The 15,566-nt window shown below is 68.2% G+C and carries 18 protein-coding genes; 12 read left to right on the forward strand and 6 right to left on the reverse strand.

Annotation, left to right across the window (positions count from 1 at the left end):
• The first annotated feature begins 1 nt into the window (after position 1).
• Complete coding sequence (locus CFB47_RS19030; protein WP_261316977.1) at positions 2-1,675, forward strand: alkaline phosphatase family protein; 1,674 nt, start codon at positions 2-4, stop codon at positions 1,673-1,675.
• Between the two features lie 94 nt (positions 1,676-1,769).
• On the opposite strand, the gene CFB47_RS19035 is transcribed toward CFB47_RS19030, so the two are convergent.
• On the reverse strand, positions 1,770-2,666 hold the full coding sequence (locus CFB47_RS19035; RefSeq protein ID WP_089462032.1) for a LysR substrate-binding domain-containing protein: 897 nt from the start codon (positions 2,664-2,666) through the stop codon (positions 1,770-1,772).
• 161 nt (positions 2,667-2,827) lie between these two features.
• On the opposite strand from CFB47_RS19035, the gene CFB47_RS19040 reads away from it, so the two are divergent.
• From CFB47_RS19040 to CFB47_RS19070, 7 genes are all read left to right on the forward strand, one after another.
• Positions 2,828-3,679 (forward strand): ABC transporter permease, encoded by an 852-nt coding sequence (locus CFB47_RS19040; RefSeq protein ID WP_089459159.1) that lies wholly within the window; start codon positions 2,828-2,830, stop codon positions 3,677-3,679.
• A 7-nt stretch (positions 3,680-3,686) separates the two neighbouring features.
• Positions 3,687-4,730 (forward strand): ABC transporter ATP-binding protein, encoded by a 1,044-nt coding sequence (locus tag CFB47_RS19045; RefSeq protein WP_089461945.1) that lies wholly within the window; start codon positions 3,687-3,689, stop codon positions 4,728-4,730.
• Positions 4,731-4,756: 26 nt separating this feature from the next.
• Complete coding sequence (locus tag CFB47_RS19050; RefSeq protein ID WP_089461946.1) at positions 4,757-5,845, forward strand: extracellular solute-binding protein; 1,089 nt, start codon at positions 4,757-4,759, stop codon at positions 5,843-5,845.
• A 10-nt stretch (positions 5,846-5,855) separates the two neighbouring features.
• A complete protein-coding gene (locus tag CFB47_RS19055) occupies positions 5,856-6,689 on the forward strand; it encodes an ABC transporter permease (protein ID WP_089441446.1) in 834 nt (277 codons plus the stop codon).
• The gene (locus CFB47_RS19060; protein WP_089461947.1) at positions 6,682-7,215 is read left to right on the forward strand and encodes a TIGR00725 family protein; all 534 of its coding nucleotides are present in this window, start codon (positions 6,682-6,684) and stop codon (positions 7,213-7,215) included. The genes CFB47_RS19055 and CFB47_RS19060 overlap by 8 nt, the downstream gene beginning before the upstream one ends.
• A gap of 122 nt (positions 7,216-7,337) precedes the next feature.
• Positions 7,338-7,532, forward strand: coding sequence for a YqaE/Pmp3 family membrane protein (locus tag CFB47_RS19065; protein ID WP_089459155.1), 195 nt, complete (start codon positions 7,338-7,340; stop codon positions 7,530-7,532).
• 254 nt (positions 7,533-7,786) lie between these two features.
• Entirely contained in the window at positions 7,787-8,071 is a 285-nt protein-coding gene (locus tag CFB47_RS19070) for a helix-turn-helix domain-containing protein (RefSeq protein ID WP_089459154.1), read from the forward strand.
• A gap of 64 nt (positions 8,072-8,135) precedes the next feature.
• Here CFB47_RS19070 and CFB47_RS19075 read toward each other — a convergent pair whose 3' ends face one another.
• The gene (locus CFB47_RS19075; RefSeq protein ID WP_256946713.1) at positions 8,136-9,041 is read right to left on the reverse strand and encodes a LysR substrate-binding domain-containing protein; all 906 of its coding nucleotides are present in this window, start codon (positions 9,039-9,041) and stop codon (positions 8,136-8,138) included.
• A gap of 167 nt (positions 9,042-9,208) precedes the next feature.
• Here CFB47_RS19075 and CFB47_RS19080 point away from each other — a divergent pair, with 167 nt between their 5' ends.
• Positions 9,209-9,832: a hypothetical protein gene (locus CFB47_RS19080; protein WP_256946714.1), complete on the forward strand. Its 624-nt coding sequence runs from the start codon at positions 9,209-9,211 to the stop codon at positions 9,830-9,832.
• A 178-nt stretch (positions 9,833-10,010) separates the two neighbouring features.
• Here the strand turns inward: CFB47_RS19080 and CFB47_RS19085 are convergent, their stop codons facing one another.
• The 3 genes from CFB47_RS19085 to CFB47_RS19095 are packed head-to-tail and all read right to left on the reverse strand — an operon-like array spanning position 10,011 to position 12,611.
• Complete coding sequence (locus CFB47_RS19085) at positions 10,011-10,190, reverse strand: hypothetical protein (protein ID WP_089441452.1); 180 nt, start codon at positions 10,188-10,190, stop codon at positions 10,011-10,013.
• The gene (gene cydB, locus CFB47_RS19090) at positions 10,162-11,169 is read right to left on the reverse strand and encodes a cytochrome d ubiquinol oxidase subunit II (protein ID WP_039364378.1); all 1,008 of its coding nucleotides are present in this window, start codon (positions 11,167-11,169) and stop codon (positions 10,162-10,164) included. The genes CFB47_RS19085 and cydB overlap by 29 nt, the downstream gene beginning before the upstream one ends.
• A 29-nt stretch (positions 11,170-11,198) precedes the next feature.
• Positions 11,199-12,611 carry a cytochrome ubiquinol oxidase subunit I gene (locus CFB47_RS19095; RefSeq protein ID WP_089448586.1) on the reverse strand — a complete coding sequence of 471 codons (1,413 nt, stop codon included), beginning with the start codon at positions 12,609-12,611 and terminating at the stop codon, positions 11,199-11,201.
• Positions 12,612-13,112: 501 nt separating this feature from the next.
• Here CFB47_RS19095 and CFB47_RS19100 point away from each other — a divergent pair.
• The 3 genes from CFB47_RS19100 to ltaE all read left to right on the forward strand — a co-directional run bounded on the left by CFB47_RS19100 (position 13,113) and on the right by ltaE (position 15,187).
• A complete protein-coding gene (locus tag CFB47_RS19100; RefSeq protein ID WP_089461950.1) occupies positions 13,113-13,439 on the forward strand; it encodes a hypothetical protein in 327 nt (108 codons plus the stop codon).
• A gap of 13 nt (positions 13,440-13,452) precedes the next feature.
• Positions 13,453-14,007 carry a YMGG-like glycine zipper-containing protein gene (locus CFB47_RS19105; RefSeq protein ID WP_089461951.1) on the forward strand — a complete coding sequence of 185 codons (555 nt, stop codon included), beginning with the start codon at positions 13,453-13,455 and terminating at the stop codon, positions 14,005-14,007.
• A 166-nt stretch (positions 14,008-14,173) separates the two neighbouring features.
• Positions 14,174-15,187 carry a low-specificity L-threonine aldolase gene (gene ltaE / locus CFB47_RS19110; protein ID WP_089441456.1) on the forward strand — a complete coding sequence of 338 codons (1,014 nt, stop codon included), beginning with the start codon at positions 14,174-14,176 and terminating at the stop codon, positions 15,185-15,187.
• A gap of 114 nt (positions 15,188-15,301) precedes the next feature.
• Here the strand turns inward: ltaE and CFB47_RS19115 are convergent, their stop codons facing one another.
• Positions 15,302-15,514: a DUF1059 domain-containing protein gene (locus CFB47_RS19115; RefSeq protein ID WP_089441457.1), complete on the reverse strand. Its 213-nt coding sequence runs from the start codon at positions 15,512-15,514 to the stop codon at positions 15,302-15,304.
• Between the last annotated feature and the right edge of the window lie 52 nt (positions 15,515-15,566).

Genomic DNA, 15,566 nt, shown 5'->3' on the forward strand with positions numbered 1-15,566 from the left:
CATGTCTTTCCTTGGTAAGCAGCGGAAGGTGGTGGCGATGGTCGCGAGCGCGCTGGCGCTCGCCGGTGCGGGTGCGCACGCCGCGCAGCAGGACGACGACAGTCACGGCGAGGACCGCGGCCACGCGAGCCGCGTCGTGAAGCACGTGCTGCTGATCAGCGTCGACGGCCTGCACGAGCAGGATCTCGCGCGCTGCATCGGCGCGAACACGTGCCCGAACATCGCGGTGCTCGCGAAGAGCGGCGTGACGTACACGAATGCCTATACGCCGGGCCTGTCGGATTCGTTCCCGGGCCTCGCGGCGCTCGTGACGGGCGGCTCGCCGAAGACGGCCGGCCTGTTCTACGACGTGTCGTACGACCGCAACCTGTACGCGCCGGGCGATACGAGCTGCTCGGGCAAGCAGGGCTGGAACGTCGTGTTCGACGAGACGACCGGCATCGATGCCCAGAACGGCGGCGCGCTCGTCCACCTGAACGGCGGCGGCGCGTTCAACCCGCAGGCGATCCCGAACGCGAAGGTCAACGGCAAGTGCGTGCCGGTCTATCCGCACAACTACGTGAAGACCAACACGGTGTTCGAGGCCGTGAAGGCCGGCATCCCGAACGCGACCACCGCATGGGCCGACAAGCACGCGTGGGGCTACGACTGGCTGAACGGGCCGTCGGGCACCGGCGTCGACGACCTGATGCGCACCGAGATCAACTCGATCGACCCGGTGACCAAGACGAACTACACGGACGTCTATTCGCATACCGCGCAGTTCGACAACCTGCACGTGCAGGCGCTGATCAACCAGATCAACGGCCGTGACTCGACGGGCACGAAGAGCGCGCCGGTGCCGACGCTGTTCGGCGGCAACTTCCAGACGCTCAGCGTCGCGCAGAAGGCGCCGGTCGCGAAGGGCGGCGGCTATCTCGATGCGAACTTCACGCCGAACGGCCAGGTCGCGAACGCGATCACGTACGTCGACAACTCGATCGGCCATATCGTCGCGGCGCTGAAGCAGGCGAACCTGTATGCGTCGACGGCCGTGATCGTCACGGCGAAGCACGGCCAGTCGCCGACGGATCACACGAAGCTCGTGAAGAACGGCGACACGCTGACGAAGCTGCTCGAAGCGAACAACTACATCGACCCGAACGGCAACTTCGGCCAGAACAACACGACGACGGGCAACCTGAACGACGGCTCCGGCCTGGTCGACACCGGCTTCGTGCAGACCGACGACGTCGGCCTGATCTGGCTGCGCGACCGCAACCAGCGCACGGCCGTGGTGCAGACGCTGAAGGCGAACCTCGGCTGCAACGCGCCGGGGATCTGCGCGGACGGCCCGCAGGCGTACGTGCTGTACGGCGCGGCGCTCGCCGAGCGCTTCGGCGATCCGGCCAATGGCCGCACGCCGGACATCATCGTCCAGCCGAATCCGGGCGTGATCTACACGTCCAGCACGAAGAAGGACGAGGAGCACGGCGGCAACGCGCCGGACGACAGCCACCTCGGCCTGCTCGTGTCGTATCCGGGCCTGCATCGCGCACGCACGGTGACCGACACGGTCGGCACGAAGCAGGTCGCGCCGACGATCCTCGGGCTGCTCGGTGCCGACCCGCGCCTGCTGCACGCGGTGGTGGCCGAGGGCACGGAGGTGCTGCCGGGGCTCGGCATCCGCCGCTGACGGCGACAGCCGGACGCCGCTGCCCGGTGGTGTCCGGTGGGGCGGCGGGGCGCGCGGCCAAGCGCGTCCTGTCGTCTGACGAATGCGGGCCGGCTTACGCCGGCGCGCATTCGTCCAGCATCCATTCCCTGAAGTGCCGCAATGCTTCGCTCGTCTCGAGGCGTTCCGGCGCATAGCACAGGTAGTGCCCCTGCGCGTCGACCTCGACGGGCGCATCGAACGGTTCGACGAGCGTGCCGGCCGCGAGATTGTCCGCGATCAGGAAACGCGGCACGAGCGCGAGCCCGAGTCCCGCCTGCGCGGCCTGGATCAGCACCGAATACTGTTCGAAGCGCGGCCCGGCGAGCGCGTTCATCTGCGTCGCGCGATGGCGTTCCGCCCACGCAGACCACGCGATTTCCGCCTGCTCGTGCACGAGGCGCGGCGCCGGCGCGGCGTCGGCGGGCGTGCGCAATGCGTGCCGCTCGCCGAATTCGCGCGTACAGACCGGCACGAAGGTTCGTCCGTCCAGGTAATCGCTTCGCACCCCTTCCCATGCCCCGTCGCCGTAGCGGATCGCCGCGTCGAGCCCGAACGGAAAGATGTCGCCGTGCGCGAGATGGCGGCGAAAGCTCAGCGTGACGCCCGGCGCGACGGCCAGGAAGCGCGAGAGGCGCGGCACGAGCCACTTGGTCGTAAACGTCGGCACGCTGGCGATCGTCAGCAGGTCGCCGTTTTCGCGCGCGCTCAGCAGTTCGATCGACGCGTTGCCGATCTCGCGCAGCGGGCCGGCGACGCGCGCGTGGTACACCTGTCCGGCACGCGTGAGCACGAGGCTGCGCCCCTCGCGCACGAACAGCTTCACGCCGAACAGCGCCTCGAGATTCGCGATCTGCCGGCTGACCGCGCTGGGCGTCAGGCCCAGTTCGCGGGCCGCGTACGAGAAATTCAGATACTTCGCAGAACAGGTGAATGCGTGCAGTTCCGAGACGTTCGGATACAGGTGCTTCATCGCGACTATTCCTTCGGCGCACAGATCGATGCGGGCTTTGTACGTTTTTTTCATGACGATGCCATGTCGACTCTGCACACTGCGGCCATCCATAAAACGCGTGACAGCCCCGCCCGGCGGGCGTTGCGCGGTGTCTTCGTCTCTTGTCCGCGAGTGTTTTCATGCCTGCGTCTACCGCCCCGGCCCTGGCCGATGGTGTTCCGATTTCGCGTAACAGGCCGGTGCGTCCGCGTGTCGGACGTCTCTTGCTGCACGCGCTCGTCGCGGTGTTCGGGCTCTACCTGTTGCTGCCGATCGTGCTGCTGCTGATCGGCTCGGTAGGCCAGTCGTGGACCAACACGCTGCTGCCGACCGGCTTCACCTGGCACTGGTTCGCCGATCTCGCCGGAAATCGCAGCTTCACCCGCGCATTCGGCGTGAGCCTGACGGTGGCGCTGGCGTGCTGTGCGCTGAACGCCGCGGTCGGCCTGCCGCTCGCATATGCGCTGCATCACCGTGCGCAGGCCGGGCGCGGCATGGCGACCCGCGTCGTGATGCTGATGCCGGTGGCCGTGCCCGCGCTGACGCTCGGCTTCGGCTATATCGCGATCTTCAGCGGCGACACGCTGCCGTGGCTCGGCACGCTGCCGCTGATGATCGCGGCCCACGCGGTGCTGACGCTGCCGTACCTGCTGCAGACGCTGCTCAGCGATCTGCGCCACCTCGGGCTCGCGCGCCTCGAGGCCTGTGCGGCGACGCTCGGTGCGACGCCGCTGCGCCAGTTCGTCACGATCGTGCTGCCGAACCTGCGGCACAGCCTGTTTTCGGGGCTCGTGATGGTGGCCGCGCTGTCGATCGGCGAATTCCAGATCTCGAACCTGATCGCGGGCTTTCGCTATCGCAACTATCCGATCGTGCTGCTGCAGGCGTTCTACGGCGCGTCGGGGATGGCGTGCGCGGCGACCGTCGTGCTGCTCGTCCTCGCCGTGCTCGCGACGCTCGTATCGGTCGGCACCGTGCAACGTATGAAGTGAGTCCGTCATGAGTCTCGAGTTCGAACACGTCAGTTTCCAGTATCCCGGCGCGCGGCATGGCGTCGACGACGTCACGCTGTCCGCCGCGCAAGGCGAGCTGCTCGCGGTGATGGGGCGCAGCGGCTCCGGCAAGTCCACGCTGCTGCGGCTCGCGGCCGGCCTGCTCGACGGCGGCAGCGGCCGCATCGCGATCGGCGGCGCCGACATGGCCGGCGTGCCGGTGTGGCGGCGCGAGGTCGGCATGGTGTTCCAGCACTACGCGCTGTTCCCGAACCTGTCGGTGGCCGACAACGTCGCGTACGGGCTGAAAATGCGCGGCGTCACGGCCGATGCGCGGCGGCAGCGCGCGCATGACATGCTCGAGCGCGTCGGCCTCGCGGCGCATGCGGAACGCGGCATCGCGATGCTGTCCGGCGGGCAGCAGCAGCGTGTCGCGCTCGCGCGTGCGCTCGTGATCGAGCCGAAGCTGCTGCTGCTCGACGAGCCGCTGGCCGCGCTCGATGCCGGCATCCGCCATCAGTTGCGCGACGAGATTCGCGCGCTGCAGCGCGCGTGCGGCGCGACGACGCTGCTCGTCACGCACGACCAGGACGAGGCGCTGAGCATGGCCGACCGCGTCGCGATCGTCGACGGCGGGCGCGTGCTGCAGGTGGGCGCGCCGCGCGACCTGTACGAGCGGCCTGTGTCCGCGCGGGTCGCGCGCTTCGTCGGGCATTCGACGCTGCTGCGCGGCCGCGTGACCGCGCCCGACACGGTCGACGTGCGGTTCGCGACGCTGCGCGTCGAGACCGGCGGGCACCGGCCGGGCGCCGAGGTCGAGGTGCTGGTGCGGCCCGAGCACGTGGAGGCCGATCCGCCGGCGCACGGCGTGAACCGCATCGACGGCGCGCCGGGCGACGTGCGCTACTTCGGCGCGACGCAACGCTACGACTTCATTCCCGCCGGCTCGGCCGACCCGCTGCTGTGCGAAGGCCGCGTGCCGGCCACCCGGCGGATCGCGATCGACCCGCGCCATCTGCTCGTGCTGCCGGTCGCGCCGGACGCGCAATGACCCCTTTCATTCAACGGAGATCCCCGATGCCTGCAGGCCACCCTCTTGTGAAAACCCTACGCGCCGGCGTGCTGGCGCTCTGCGCGTTCGCGGCGCTGGCCGCCGCGCCGGCGCACGCCGCGCCGCTGTATCCGGGCGAGGACGCGCTGTATGCGAAGGCCGCCGACGAAGGGCTCGTCGTGTCGTTCGACACGGGCCCCGAATGGGCCAACTGGAAGGCGCTGTTCGCCGAGTTCCGCAAGCGCTATCCGAAGGTCGAGATCACCTACAACGACATCGGCTCGGCCGCGACCGTGGTGTCGCTCGACAAGTCGCGCCGCCGTCCGCAGGCCGATACCGCGTACTACTTCGCCGCGTCGGCGCTCGACGCCGAAAGCAAGGATGTCGTCGCGCCGTTCAGGCCGGTCAACTTCGACAAGCTGCCGGACGTGTTTCGCTCGGCGGACGGCCGGTGGTTCGCGGTGCACTCGCTGAACATCGCGTTCCTCGTCAACCGCAAGCTCGTGAAGAACGTGCCGCAGCGCTGGTCCGACCTGCTGAAGCCGGAGTATCGCAACGCGGTCGTCTATCTCGACCCGCGTTCGACCGGGCAGGGGCAGGTCGCCGTGTTCGCGGCCGCCTATGCGAACGGCGGCAGCGTCGAGAACCCGAAACCCGGCACGGAATTTTTCGGCAAGCTGAAGCGTGCGGGCAACGTGCTGCGCGTCGAAGGCACGACGCCTTATGCGAAGTTCGTGAAGGGCGAGATTCCGATCCTGATCGGCTACGAGAACGACGGCCTGAAGGCGAAGTACGTCGACGGCATGGGTGACGCGGCCGACGTCGTGATTCCGCAGGACGGCAGCGTATCGGCGCCGTATGCGATGAGCCTCGTGAAGAACGGCCCGAACCCGTCCGCCGCGCAGCTGTGGCTCAACCTGGTGATGAGCGACGTCGGGCAGGCGCTGTTCGCGCAGGGCTTCGTGCGGCCGGCCGTACCCGGCACGCCGGTCGCGCCGGACGTCGCGGCGAAGCTGCCGAAGGCGCCGCAGGTGCGTCCGCTCGACGTGGCGAAGGCGGCCGCGCGCAAGGCCGAGGTCGACCAGCTCTGGTCGCAGGCGACGCTCGGCCAGTAAGGGGCACGCGATGCAGACCTCCCTGGCGGAACGCGGCGCGCTGCGCCGCTTCGGCGCGGTGCCGGCGGCGGTATTGCTGGCGGTGTGCTTCGCGCTGCCGCTCGCCGCGCTCGTCGGCTCGGCCTTCACGGATGGCGGCCGTGCGTTCGGTGCGGTGCTGCGCGATCCGCTCGTCGCCGATGCGATCGCACATTCGCTGGCACTGGCGGTGGGCGCCGGCACGCTGTCGGTCGGCATCGGCGTGCCGGTCGCATTCGCGCTGGCGGGGCAGTCACCCGCCCGCCGCCACTGGACGCTCGCGCTGCTCGGCGTTCCGCTCGCGTTCTCCGGGCTGGTGATCGCGTACGGCTTCATCCTCGCGTTCGGCCGCGCCGGCTTCGTCACCACGCTCGCGGCGTCGCTGGGCGCTGACCCGACCGTGCTCGGCGGCGCGATCTACACGATGCCGGGGCTGGCGGTCGCGTATGCGTACTACCTGATCCCGCGGGTCGCGCTGATGATCTACCCGGCGCTCGCGAATCTCGACCGGCGGCCGCTCGAGGCGGCACTGACGCTCGGCGCGCGCCCGTGGCGTGCGTGGCTCGACGTCGCGTGGCGCGAACTGTGGCCGTCGGTCGCGTCCGCGTGGTGCCTCGTCACGGCGATCGCGCTCGGCACCTACGGCACGGCGCTCGCGCTGGCCGGCACGCAGATCAACATCCTGCCGCTGCTGATGTATCTGAAGCTGTCGGACGGGCAAACCGATTTCTCGCAGGCGGCCGTGCTGTCGATCGTGCTGACGGCGATCTGCACCTGCGTTCTTGCATTGGGGGAAGGCCTTGTACGGCAACGACGTCATGGATGAGTGGTCGGAAGCGGCGTCCGACGCGCTGGCGCAACTCGCGCAACGGCAGCGCGGCACGCGGCGGCACCGCATGCCGGTCGGCGTGATCGGTCCGCGCGAGGCGACCGACGAACAGATGCGGGTCGCGCAGCGGATCGCGCATGCACTCGCGGCGGCGGGTGTCGCCATCGTCGGCGGCGGCAAGCAGGGCGTGATGGAGGCGGCCGCGCGCGGCGTGCATGCGGCCGGCGGGTGCGCGATCGGGCTGCTGCCGGAGGACGATGCGACGCTCGCGAATCCCTACCTGAGCGTCGCGCTGCCGACCGGGCTCGGCATCACGCGCAACGCACTGGTCGCGCGGGCATCGCTGTGCCTGATCGCGGTCGGAGGCGGGCTCGGCACGCTGTCCGAGATTGCGCTCGGGTTGCAGTGGGGCAAGCCGGTGTTCGCGATTTGCGACGCGCCGCGCGTGGCGGGCGCCGAATGCTTCGATGAAGCGGATCCGCTCGTGGCGCGGGTCGCGCGGTGGCTGGCCGACGCGGCTTAGGTCGATGGGATGAGGTTGAGGCTTCTTGTCCGGGGATCGCCGGCAGCGGACTTGAAATGGCGCGGGCAACTCGCCATATTGGCGATGCGTGAACCTTCAACGACGCCTCGAAAGGAGTCCAGATGCGCCTTCTGCTTGCCCTGCTGCTGCCGTGGTTCCAGTTCTTCACGATCGGCCGCCCGATCGCCGGGATCATCTGCCTGATCCTCCAACTCACGATCGTCGGCTGGCTGCCGGCCGCGATCTGGTCGGTGTATGCGCTGAGCCAGTACAAGACCGATCGGAAGATCGAGGCGGCGTTGCGCGAGCGGCGATAGGTCGTTGAACGAGAATCCGAGCGCTTTCAGCACTGCCTGAAGTAACGGCAAGGATTCATGTTTCGGCAGAAATCTACATAAGTTGTATGTGCTATTCGTTGCAATTTGTATAGATTTCCACCGAAATGACGGTATTTCCAATAATTGACGACTTCTGATTTCAAGCTGGAGCACGATGTCCATGCCTTTCTGAAGCCGGGGCTCGAGCGGCTGGCGCGTGAGCGGGATGCGTTGCGCTAGGCACGGGTGACGCAATGGACAAACGCTATAACGCGCTGCCGCTTCCCGAACAGCTTTCGCTCCGACGACAAGCGATCGAAGACGTGCTCGCGCATCCCGAGTGGTCGTTGCGCGAATCGGTACGTCATCTGAAGAAAGCGATGCGGCTGACCAGCGCGGAAATGGCCAAGCTCGCCGGTGTGTCGACGAAGACGATTCAGGATATCGAGCAAGGCCGCAGCGACGGGACGGTACAGACGATGAACCGCATCTTCGGCATGCTGGGATTGAAGCTCGGTGTGGTGCGACAGAACGCCTAGGTGGACGTGACGGTGCAGCCGCCTTGGGCTGCTTCATCGGTTCCTGCTTTCTACCCCTCGCCGGCTATCCCGGCGGCGCCCCCTCCAGCGCCTCCGCCCGCGCGAACAGCCAGTCGACGAACGTGCGCAGCGACGGATCGTCGTCGTCGCGATACAGGCAATGAAACGGCGGCGCTTCCAGGTGGACTTCCGGAAACAGCGCGACGAGCCGCCCTTGTTCGATGTCGTCGCGCACCACCGCGCGCGGTGCGAGGCACACGCCGAGCCCGCTTGCCGCAGCCTTGATCATCAGGAAGAACTCGCGATAGAACGGCCCGCGCAGCGTCTCGGTGACGACCGAGCCCGCCTGATGGAACCAGTATTGCCACGCCTGCGGCAAACCCGCGTAATGCAGCAGCGGCGCGTTGCGCAGGTCGGCCGGCGTGCGTGCCTGGTCGAGCACCGGGTGGCCGGGCGCGCACACCGGCACCGCGACGGTCGCGAGCAGCGGCCGCGACACGAACCCCTTGCGGCGCAACTCCGGCGTATAGCGACGAACCACGATGTCGCAGGTTTCGTCGAACTGGTCGCGCTCGTTGTCGGGCGTCGTGACGAGTTGCACGTCGATGTCCGGATGGTCGGCCTGGAACGCAGCCAGTTGCGTGAGCAACCATCCGTGCGCGAACGAGATGGACGCGTTGATCCGCACCGGATGGCCGCCGCCGGGTTCGAACATCTGCCCCGTGGCCTGAGCGAGCCGGCCGAGGCAGCTCGCGACGTCGACGAGATAATGCCGCGCGCGCGGCGTGAGCCGCAACGAGCGTCCGTCGCGCTCGAACAGCTTCTGCCCAAAGAACGATTCGAGCACGCGGATTTGCTGCGCGACCGCGCTCTGGGTCACGTTCAGCTCGTCGGCGGCGAGGGTCAGGCTCTGCAGGCGGCCGGCAGCTTCGAAGCTGCGCAGCGCGTTCAGGGGCGGCAATCGGCGCATCGTGAGATCGCGAAGAAAAGCTACACAGTGGGTCAAAAAATGTCGTTTGTGGCGGTCGGGGCGCGTCCCTATGATGGCGCCGACAGGAGAACACCGCGATGACGATCATAGCGCCACCCGATTGCCGATCAACCGGAATTCGCCGCCGACTTCGCGCCCGGCGCGCGATGCGTCGCGAGGCAGCGGTGCCGCCGGCGCGCGGCCGCGGCGCGCTGGCGCTCGCCTGTGCCGGGCTGCTCGCGCTACTGGCCGGATGTGCGTCGAAGCCGGAAAGCGAACGCCAGATCGGCAGCGGCGGATCGCTGGTGCGCTACAGCTCGAGCCAGACCGAAGTCGACCTGTCCGAAAGCGAGCAGCAGACGCTGCGCATGATGACCGATCGCCGCTATGCCGGTGCGACGCAGGGGCGCGCACTCGACGCGGTGGCCGGCGTGCTGCGCGCGCAAGGTTATGCGCCGGTGACGGTCGATCGCGATTCGGGGCTGGTGGAAGCGGGGCGCAGCGATACGCTGATCCCGAAGTGGCGGCAATTGCTGCGCGGCGCGCTGAAGGCGCGCATCGGCGGCTTGCCCGCGAAGCCGGATCACGAGCGGGTGGCCGCCGTCGTCACGGTTCGCGTGACGGCGGCGCACGACGCGATCGTGCGCGCGCGATTCGACCGCACGATATGGGACAGCAACGGCGACTCGCGGATGAAGACCATCGTCGAGCCCGATTTCTACCAGACTTTCTTCAGCGCGATGGACAAGGCGATGGACAAGGCGATGTGCACGACGTCGTGCGAGCGGTGATCGGCACGCAGGTGCCGGCGCCGGGAGCGTAAGGGGGAACGGGAGCGGAGTGCGCGCCGCCGCCGACCGGAGAATGGCCACGGATGCCGGCGCGTCGCCCGGTGCATCCGGCCGGAGCGGCAGCCGTCGACGAGAAAACGGCTGCCGGATCGTCGCCCGACCCGGCAGCCCGCTTCGCCTACTTCACCGCAAACAGCGTCAGGTTCATGAAGATCTTGAACGCATAGCCGAGCGTGACGGCGCCGAGCACGCCGCCCGCCCACAGGACGACGAACCACATCCAGCCGCGCATGCGCGGCTTCGGCGCAGCGGGCTGGCCATCGGCGGAATCAGTGGTGGTAGTAATGCTGGTCTTCATGGCGCACCTTGCCTCGGAATACCCAGTAACCCATCGTCGTGTAGGCGATGATGATCGGGAGGATAACCGCTGCGCCGACCAGCGTGAAGGTCTGGCTGGAACGCGGCGCCGCGGCTTCCCAGATCGTCATCGTCTGGGGAATCGCATACGGGAACAGCGTGACGAGCAGGCCGACGTAGCCGAGCAGCACGAGCGCCAGCGCGAGCACGAACGGGGTCATGTCGTGCCGGGCGCGCACCGCGCGGCGCATCCACACCGCGCAGCCGGCGACCAGGAACGGCACCGGCAGCAGGCGCCAGAACAGCCCCGAGTCGAACCAGCGCTGCGCGATGGCCGGATCCTGCAGCGGCGTCCACAGGCTGACGACCGCGATGAAGCCGAGCAGCACGACCGTCAGCGGCCACACGACGCGATGCAGGCGCCGCTGCAGGTCGCCTTCCGTCTTCGCGACGAGCCAGCAGCAGCCGAGCAGCGCATAGGTCACGATCAGGCCGAGGCCGGTCAGCAGGCTGAACGGCGTGAGCCAGTCGAACGCATCGCCCGCGAACACGCCGTCCTTCACGTTGATGCCTTGAAGGAACGCGCCGAGCGCAATGCCCTGGAAGAACGTCGCGCCGGCCGAGCCGCCGATGAACGCGAGATCCCACAGCTGCTTCGTGCGCCGCGCCTTCGCGCGGATCTCGAACGACACGCCGCGGAAGATCAGGCACACCAGCATGAAGATCAGCGGCAGGTACAGCGCCGACAGCACGGTCGAATAGACGACCGGAAACACCGCGAACAGCCCGGCGCCGCCGAGCACGAGCCACGTCTCGTTGCCGTCCCACACGGGTGCGACGGTGTTCATCATCAGGTCGCGTTCCTTCTCGTCCGGGAAGAACGGGAAGACGATGCCGATGCCGAGGTCGAAGCCGTCGAGCACGACGTACATGAAGAGCCCCAATGCGATGATCGCGGCCCAGATTACGGTGACGTCCATAGGTTTTCTCGTATGCGAAAAGAGTGGGCTCAGACGGTCTCGAGCGGCTCGTCGACGGCCGACATCGGGCGGCGCGCGGTGTGGTCGGGGCGCGTGTCGGGCGTGTCGTCGTGCTTCACGTCGGGCAGCGCTGGGCCCGCCTTCATCAGCTTCAGCATGTAGTACACGCCGGTGCCGAACACGAGGAAGTACACGATCACGAACGTCATCATCGACAGGCTGACCTGCTGCACCGACAGCGGCGATACCGCATGCGCGGTACGCATCACGCCATACACGACCCACGGCTGGCGGCCCGCTTCGGTCGTCACCCAGCCCGCGAGCAGCGACACGAAGCCGGTCGGGCCCATCACGAGCGCGAAGCGCTGGAACCACTTCGATTCATACAGGCGGCCGCGGCGGCGCAGGAACCACGCGAGCGCGGCGAGGCCGATCATCGCGAAGCCGAGGCCGACCATGATCCGGAAGCTCCAGAACACGACCGTCGAATTCGGGCGGTCTTCCGGCGGGAATTCCTTCAGGCCGCGGATCTCGCCGTCCCAGCTGTGCGTGAGGATCAGGCTGCCGAGGTGCGGCACCTTCACCGCGTAGCGGGTCGTTTCCGCCTGCATGTCAGGGATGCCGAACAGGTTGAGCGCGGTACCGCCCTTTTCCGTTTCCCACAGCCCTTCGATCGCGGCGATCTTCGCCGGCTGGTGCTTCAGCGTGTTGATGCCGTGCTGGTCGCCGATCACGGCCTGCAGCGGCGCGAGTACCAGCAGCAGCCACAGCGCCATCGAGAACATCTTCTTAACGCCCTTGTCGCGGCGGCCCTTCAGCAGGTGCCACGCGCCGGTCGCGGCCACGACCAGCGCGGCGACGATGAACGCGGCGATCGCCATGTGGAACAGGCGGTACGGGAACGACGGGTTGAAGATGATCGCGAACCAGTCGGTCGGCACGACGCGGCCGTCGACGATCTCGAAGCCCTGCGGCGTCTGCATCCAGCTGTTCGACGCGAGGATCCAGAACGTCGAGATCAGCGTGCCGATCGCGACCATCAGCGTCGCGCCGAAGTGCGCGCGCGGGCTCACGCGGTTCCAGCCGAACAGCATGATGCCGAGGAAGCCGGCCTCGAGGAAGAACGCGGTCATGACCTCGTACATCAGCAGCGGCCCGGTGACGGCGCCCGCGAAGCTCGAGAAGCCCGACCAGTTCGTGCCGAACTGGTAGCTCATCACGACGCCGGAGACGACGCCCATCCCGAACGCGACCGCGAAGATCTTCGACCAGAACAGGCAGAGGGTTTTGTAGTACTGCTTACCGGTTTTCAGCCAGCGATATTCGAGCACGGCGATGAAGCTGGCGAGACCAATGCTCAGCGCCGGAAAGACGATGTGAAAGGAGACGGTGAACGCGAATTGCAGGCGGGCCAGATCGAGGGCCGAAAGAGCGGTGTCCATACCAGTTGACCGAGGCTGACGATACCCGCCGGCGGGTGCCGGCGGACCCCGGCAGACGGGCGTCGGGGTTGGCTGGAGTATGGGCCGCGATGTTGCACCGCGAAATGCGCCAACTCGTCGCAGATGTCCAGCCCGTCGCGCGCATTTCCGGGGTAAATCGTTGATTCGTATCAAGAAGGCTGCTTGTGATGCGCGCGGCCGCGGCGTGGCGGTCTGACGCACGTGCGGCAATATGGCGCGTCGCGTCATCGGAACGGTTGGGCGCGGGCGCCAACGTTGGGTGACACCGCGCGTCACGGCGACCGCGCGCAGCCGTTCCGTTTCAGTGCGTTATCGCGTAACGCACGCGGTCGTGCCGGCGGGCCGCGGCCGATGGCGGCTGTCACATGGGTAACGCCGCGCAACATTGGCGCGCCGGCCCGTAATGGATGACGGATCGCGCGCGGCGTAGCGTTCGGGATGTGGGTTCGCATCGACGAACCGCCAGCCGGAGAACGTGACGTGAATGGATTGAAGCTCGCACTGGGCGCGGTGGCCGCAGCGGCGATCGCGACGGGCGGCGTCGCGCATGCCGCCCGGGTCGGGGTCTATATCGGCCCCGGCTACCCGTATTACTACCCCGTCGTCCCCGCGCCTTACTACTACCCGCGGCCCGTCGTCGCCGTGCCCGTCGATCCGGGGCCGCCGCCCGAGTACGTCGAGAAGGGGCAACCGCAGGACGAAGGCGACGCGAACCTCTGGTACTACTGCGACGCGTCGAAGCATTACTACCCGTATGTGAAGACCTGCAAGTCGGGCTGGCGATCGGTGCCGGCGCGGCCGCAGTGACGGAGGCGCGACGATGAAATCCGTATTTCGACCGCGGCGCGTGCCGGTCGCGCTGGCGCTGGCCGGCCTGCTCGGCGCGTGCGCATACATGCCGACCGGGCCGAGCCTGATGGCGCTGCCGGGCACCGGCAAGTCGTTCGACCAGTTCCGCGCCGACGATGCGAACTGCCGCCAATACGCGTTCGAGCAAGCGGGCGGCGTGAGCGCCGGGCAGGCGTCGACCGCGAGCGCGGTCGGCAGCGCGGCCGTCGGCACCGCACTGGGTGCGGCGGCCGGCGCGGCGTTCAACGGCGGCACGGGTGCGGCCGTCGGCGCGGGCGCGGGGCTGCTCGCGGGCAGCGTGGTCGGCGCCGGTGCGGCGCAAGGCTCGGCCTACGACATCCAGCGCCGCTACGACTATGGCTACCTGCAATGCATGTACGCGACCGGCAACCGCGTGCCTGTACCGGGCGGGATGAGCGGCGGTGGTGGCAGTGGCGGGTATGGCGGTGGCGGATATGGGGGCGCACCGCGCGCGGCGCCGCCGATGCCGCCGGCGGGCGTTCAACCGCCGCCGCCGCGCTACTGACGGCGGCCCGGACGGCGTCGTACGGCATCGCGCGCACGTGCGCCGGTGAGCCCTACGTGCTTCGACCGTCGATACGCATGCGCTGCATGAATTGCGTACACTCTGAGTCTCGTTTCGGCAGGGCCGGACGCATCGGTTCCGGTCCGCGTTTACCCAGGACTCAGCGATGATCGATTTACGCAGCGATACCGTGACACGTCCGAGCCAGGCAATGCTGGCCGCGATGACTGCCGCCGAAACCGGCGACGACGTATGGGGTGACGACCCGACCGTGCTGCGCCTGCAGGCGGTGACGGCCGAGCGGGCCGGCAAGGAAGCCGGTCTGTTCTTCCCGAGCGGCACGCAGAGCAACCTGGCCGCGCTGATGGCCCATTGCGAGCGCGGCGACGAGTACATCGTCGGCCAGCTCGCGCACACCTACAAGTACGAAGGCGGCGGCGCGGCCGTGCTCGGCAGCATCCAGCCGCAGCCGATCGAGAACGCGCCGGACGGCACGCTGCCGCTCGCGAAGATCGCCGCGGCGATCAAGCCGCTCGACAATCACTTCGCCCGCACGCGCCTGCTCGCGCTCGAAAACACGATCGGCGGCCAGGTTTTGCCGGAAGGCTATGTGCAGGAAGCCACCACGTTCGCGCGCAGCCGCGGGTTGTCGCTGCACCTCGACGGCGCGCGCGTATGCAACGCGGCCGTCGCGTCGGGCCGTTCGATCGCCGAGCTGGGCGCGCCGTTCGACAGCGTGTCGATCTGCTTTTCGAAAGGGCTCGGCGCGCCGGTCGGCTCGGTGCTGGTCGGCAACCGTGCGCTGATCGAGCGCGCGCAGCGCTGGCGCAAGGTGCTCGGCGGCGGGATGCGGCAGTCGGGCATTCTCGCGGCGGCCTGCCTGTATGCGCTCGACCACAACGTCGAGCGGCTCGCGGACGATCACGCGAATGCCGCGCATCTCGCCGAAGGCCTCGCGCGGATCGACACCGTGAAGGTGCTGTCGCACGCGACGAACATGGTGTTCGCGCAATTCCCCGAAGCCGATTGCGCGCCGCTCGAGGCGTGGCTCAAGGAACGCGGGATCCTCACGCAGATGCTGTACGCGTCGCGTTTCGTCACGCACTGCGACGTGTCGCGTGCGGACATCGATACGTTCATCGACGCGGTCGGTGCGTATTTCGCGCAACGTCGCGCGTAAGGTGGAATGCGCCGGCCGGCGGGGACGCCGGCCCGATATGGCGCGAAGCAGGGAGCGGAGAGGCGACGGGGGCGATGGGGCAACCCGTCTGTCGATATCGGGCGAGCCGGCGGATCATGCTTGCCGGGGTGCATCGGCGGGCGGTGTGCCGTCGTGGAACAGCGCTTGCAGTTGCGTGCGCAGTTCGGCGCTGTCGGTGTGCTGGTGAACCTGGACCGCATGTTGCACTGCGGCCTCCAGCAGTTCGTTGTCGGAGTCGGCGGAAATCGCGACCGAGCAATTCATCGTGCTGGGAAACTCGCGGCAATCGATGTAGCGGCGAGACATGACGTTCTCCTTGCGGGAAAGGGCGCGGCCGGACAGGCGTGATCGGCCGCGC

It is taken from the genome of Burkholderia sp. AU27893 (assembly GCF_002223205.1).
GTDB lineage: Bacteria > Pseudomonadota > Gammaproteobacteria > Burkholderiales > Burkholderiaceae > Burkholderia.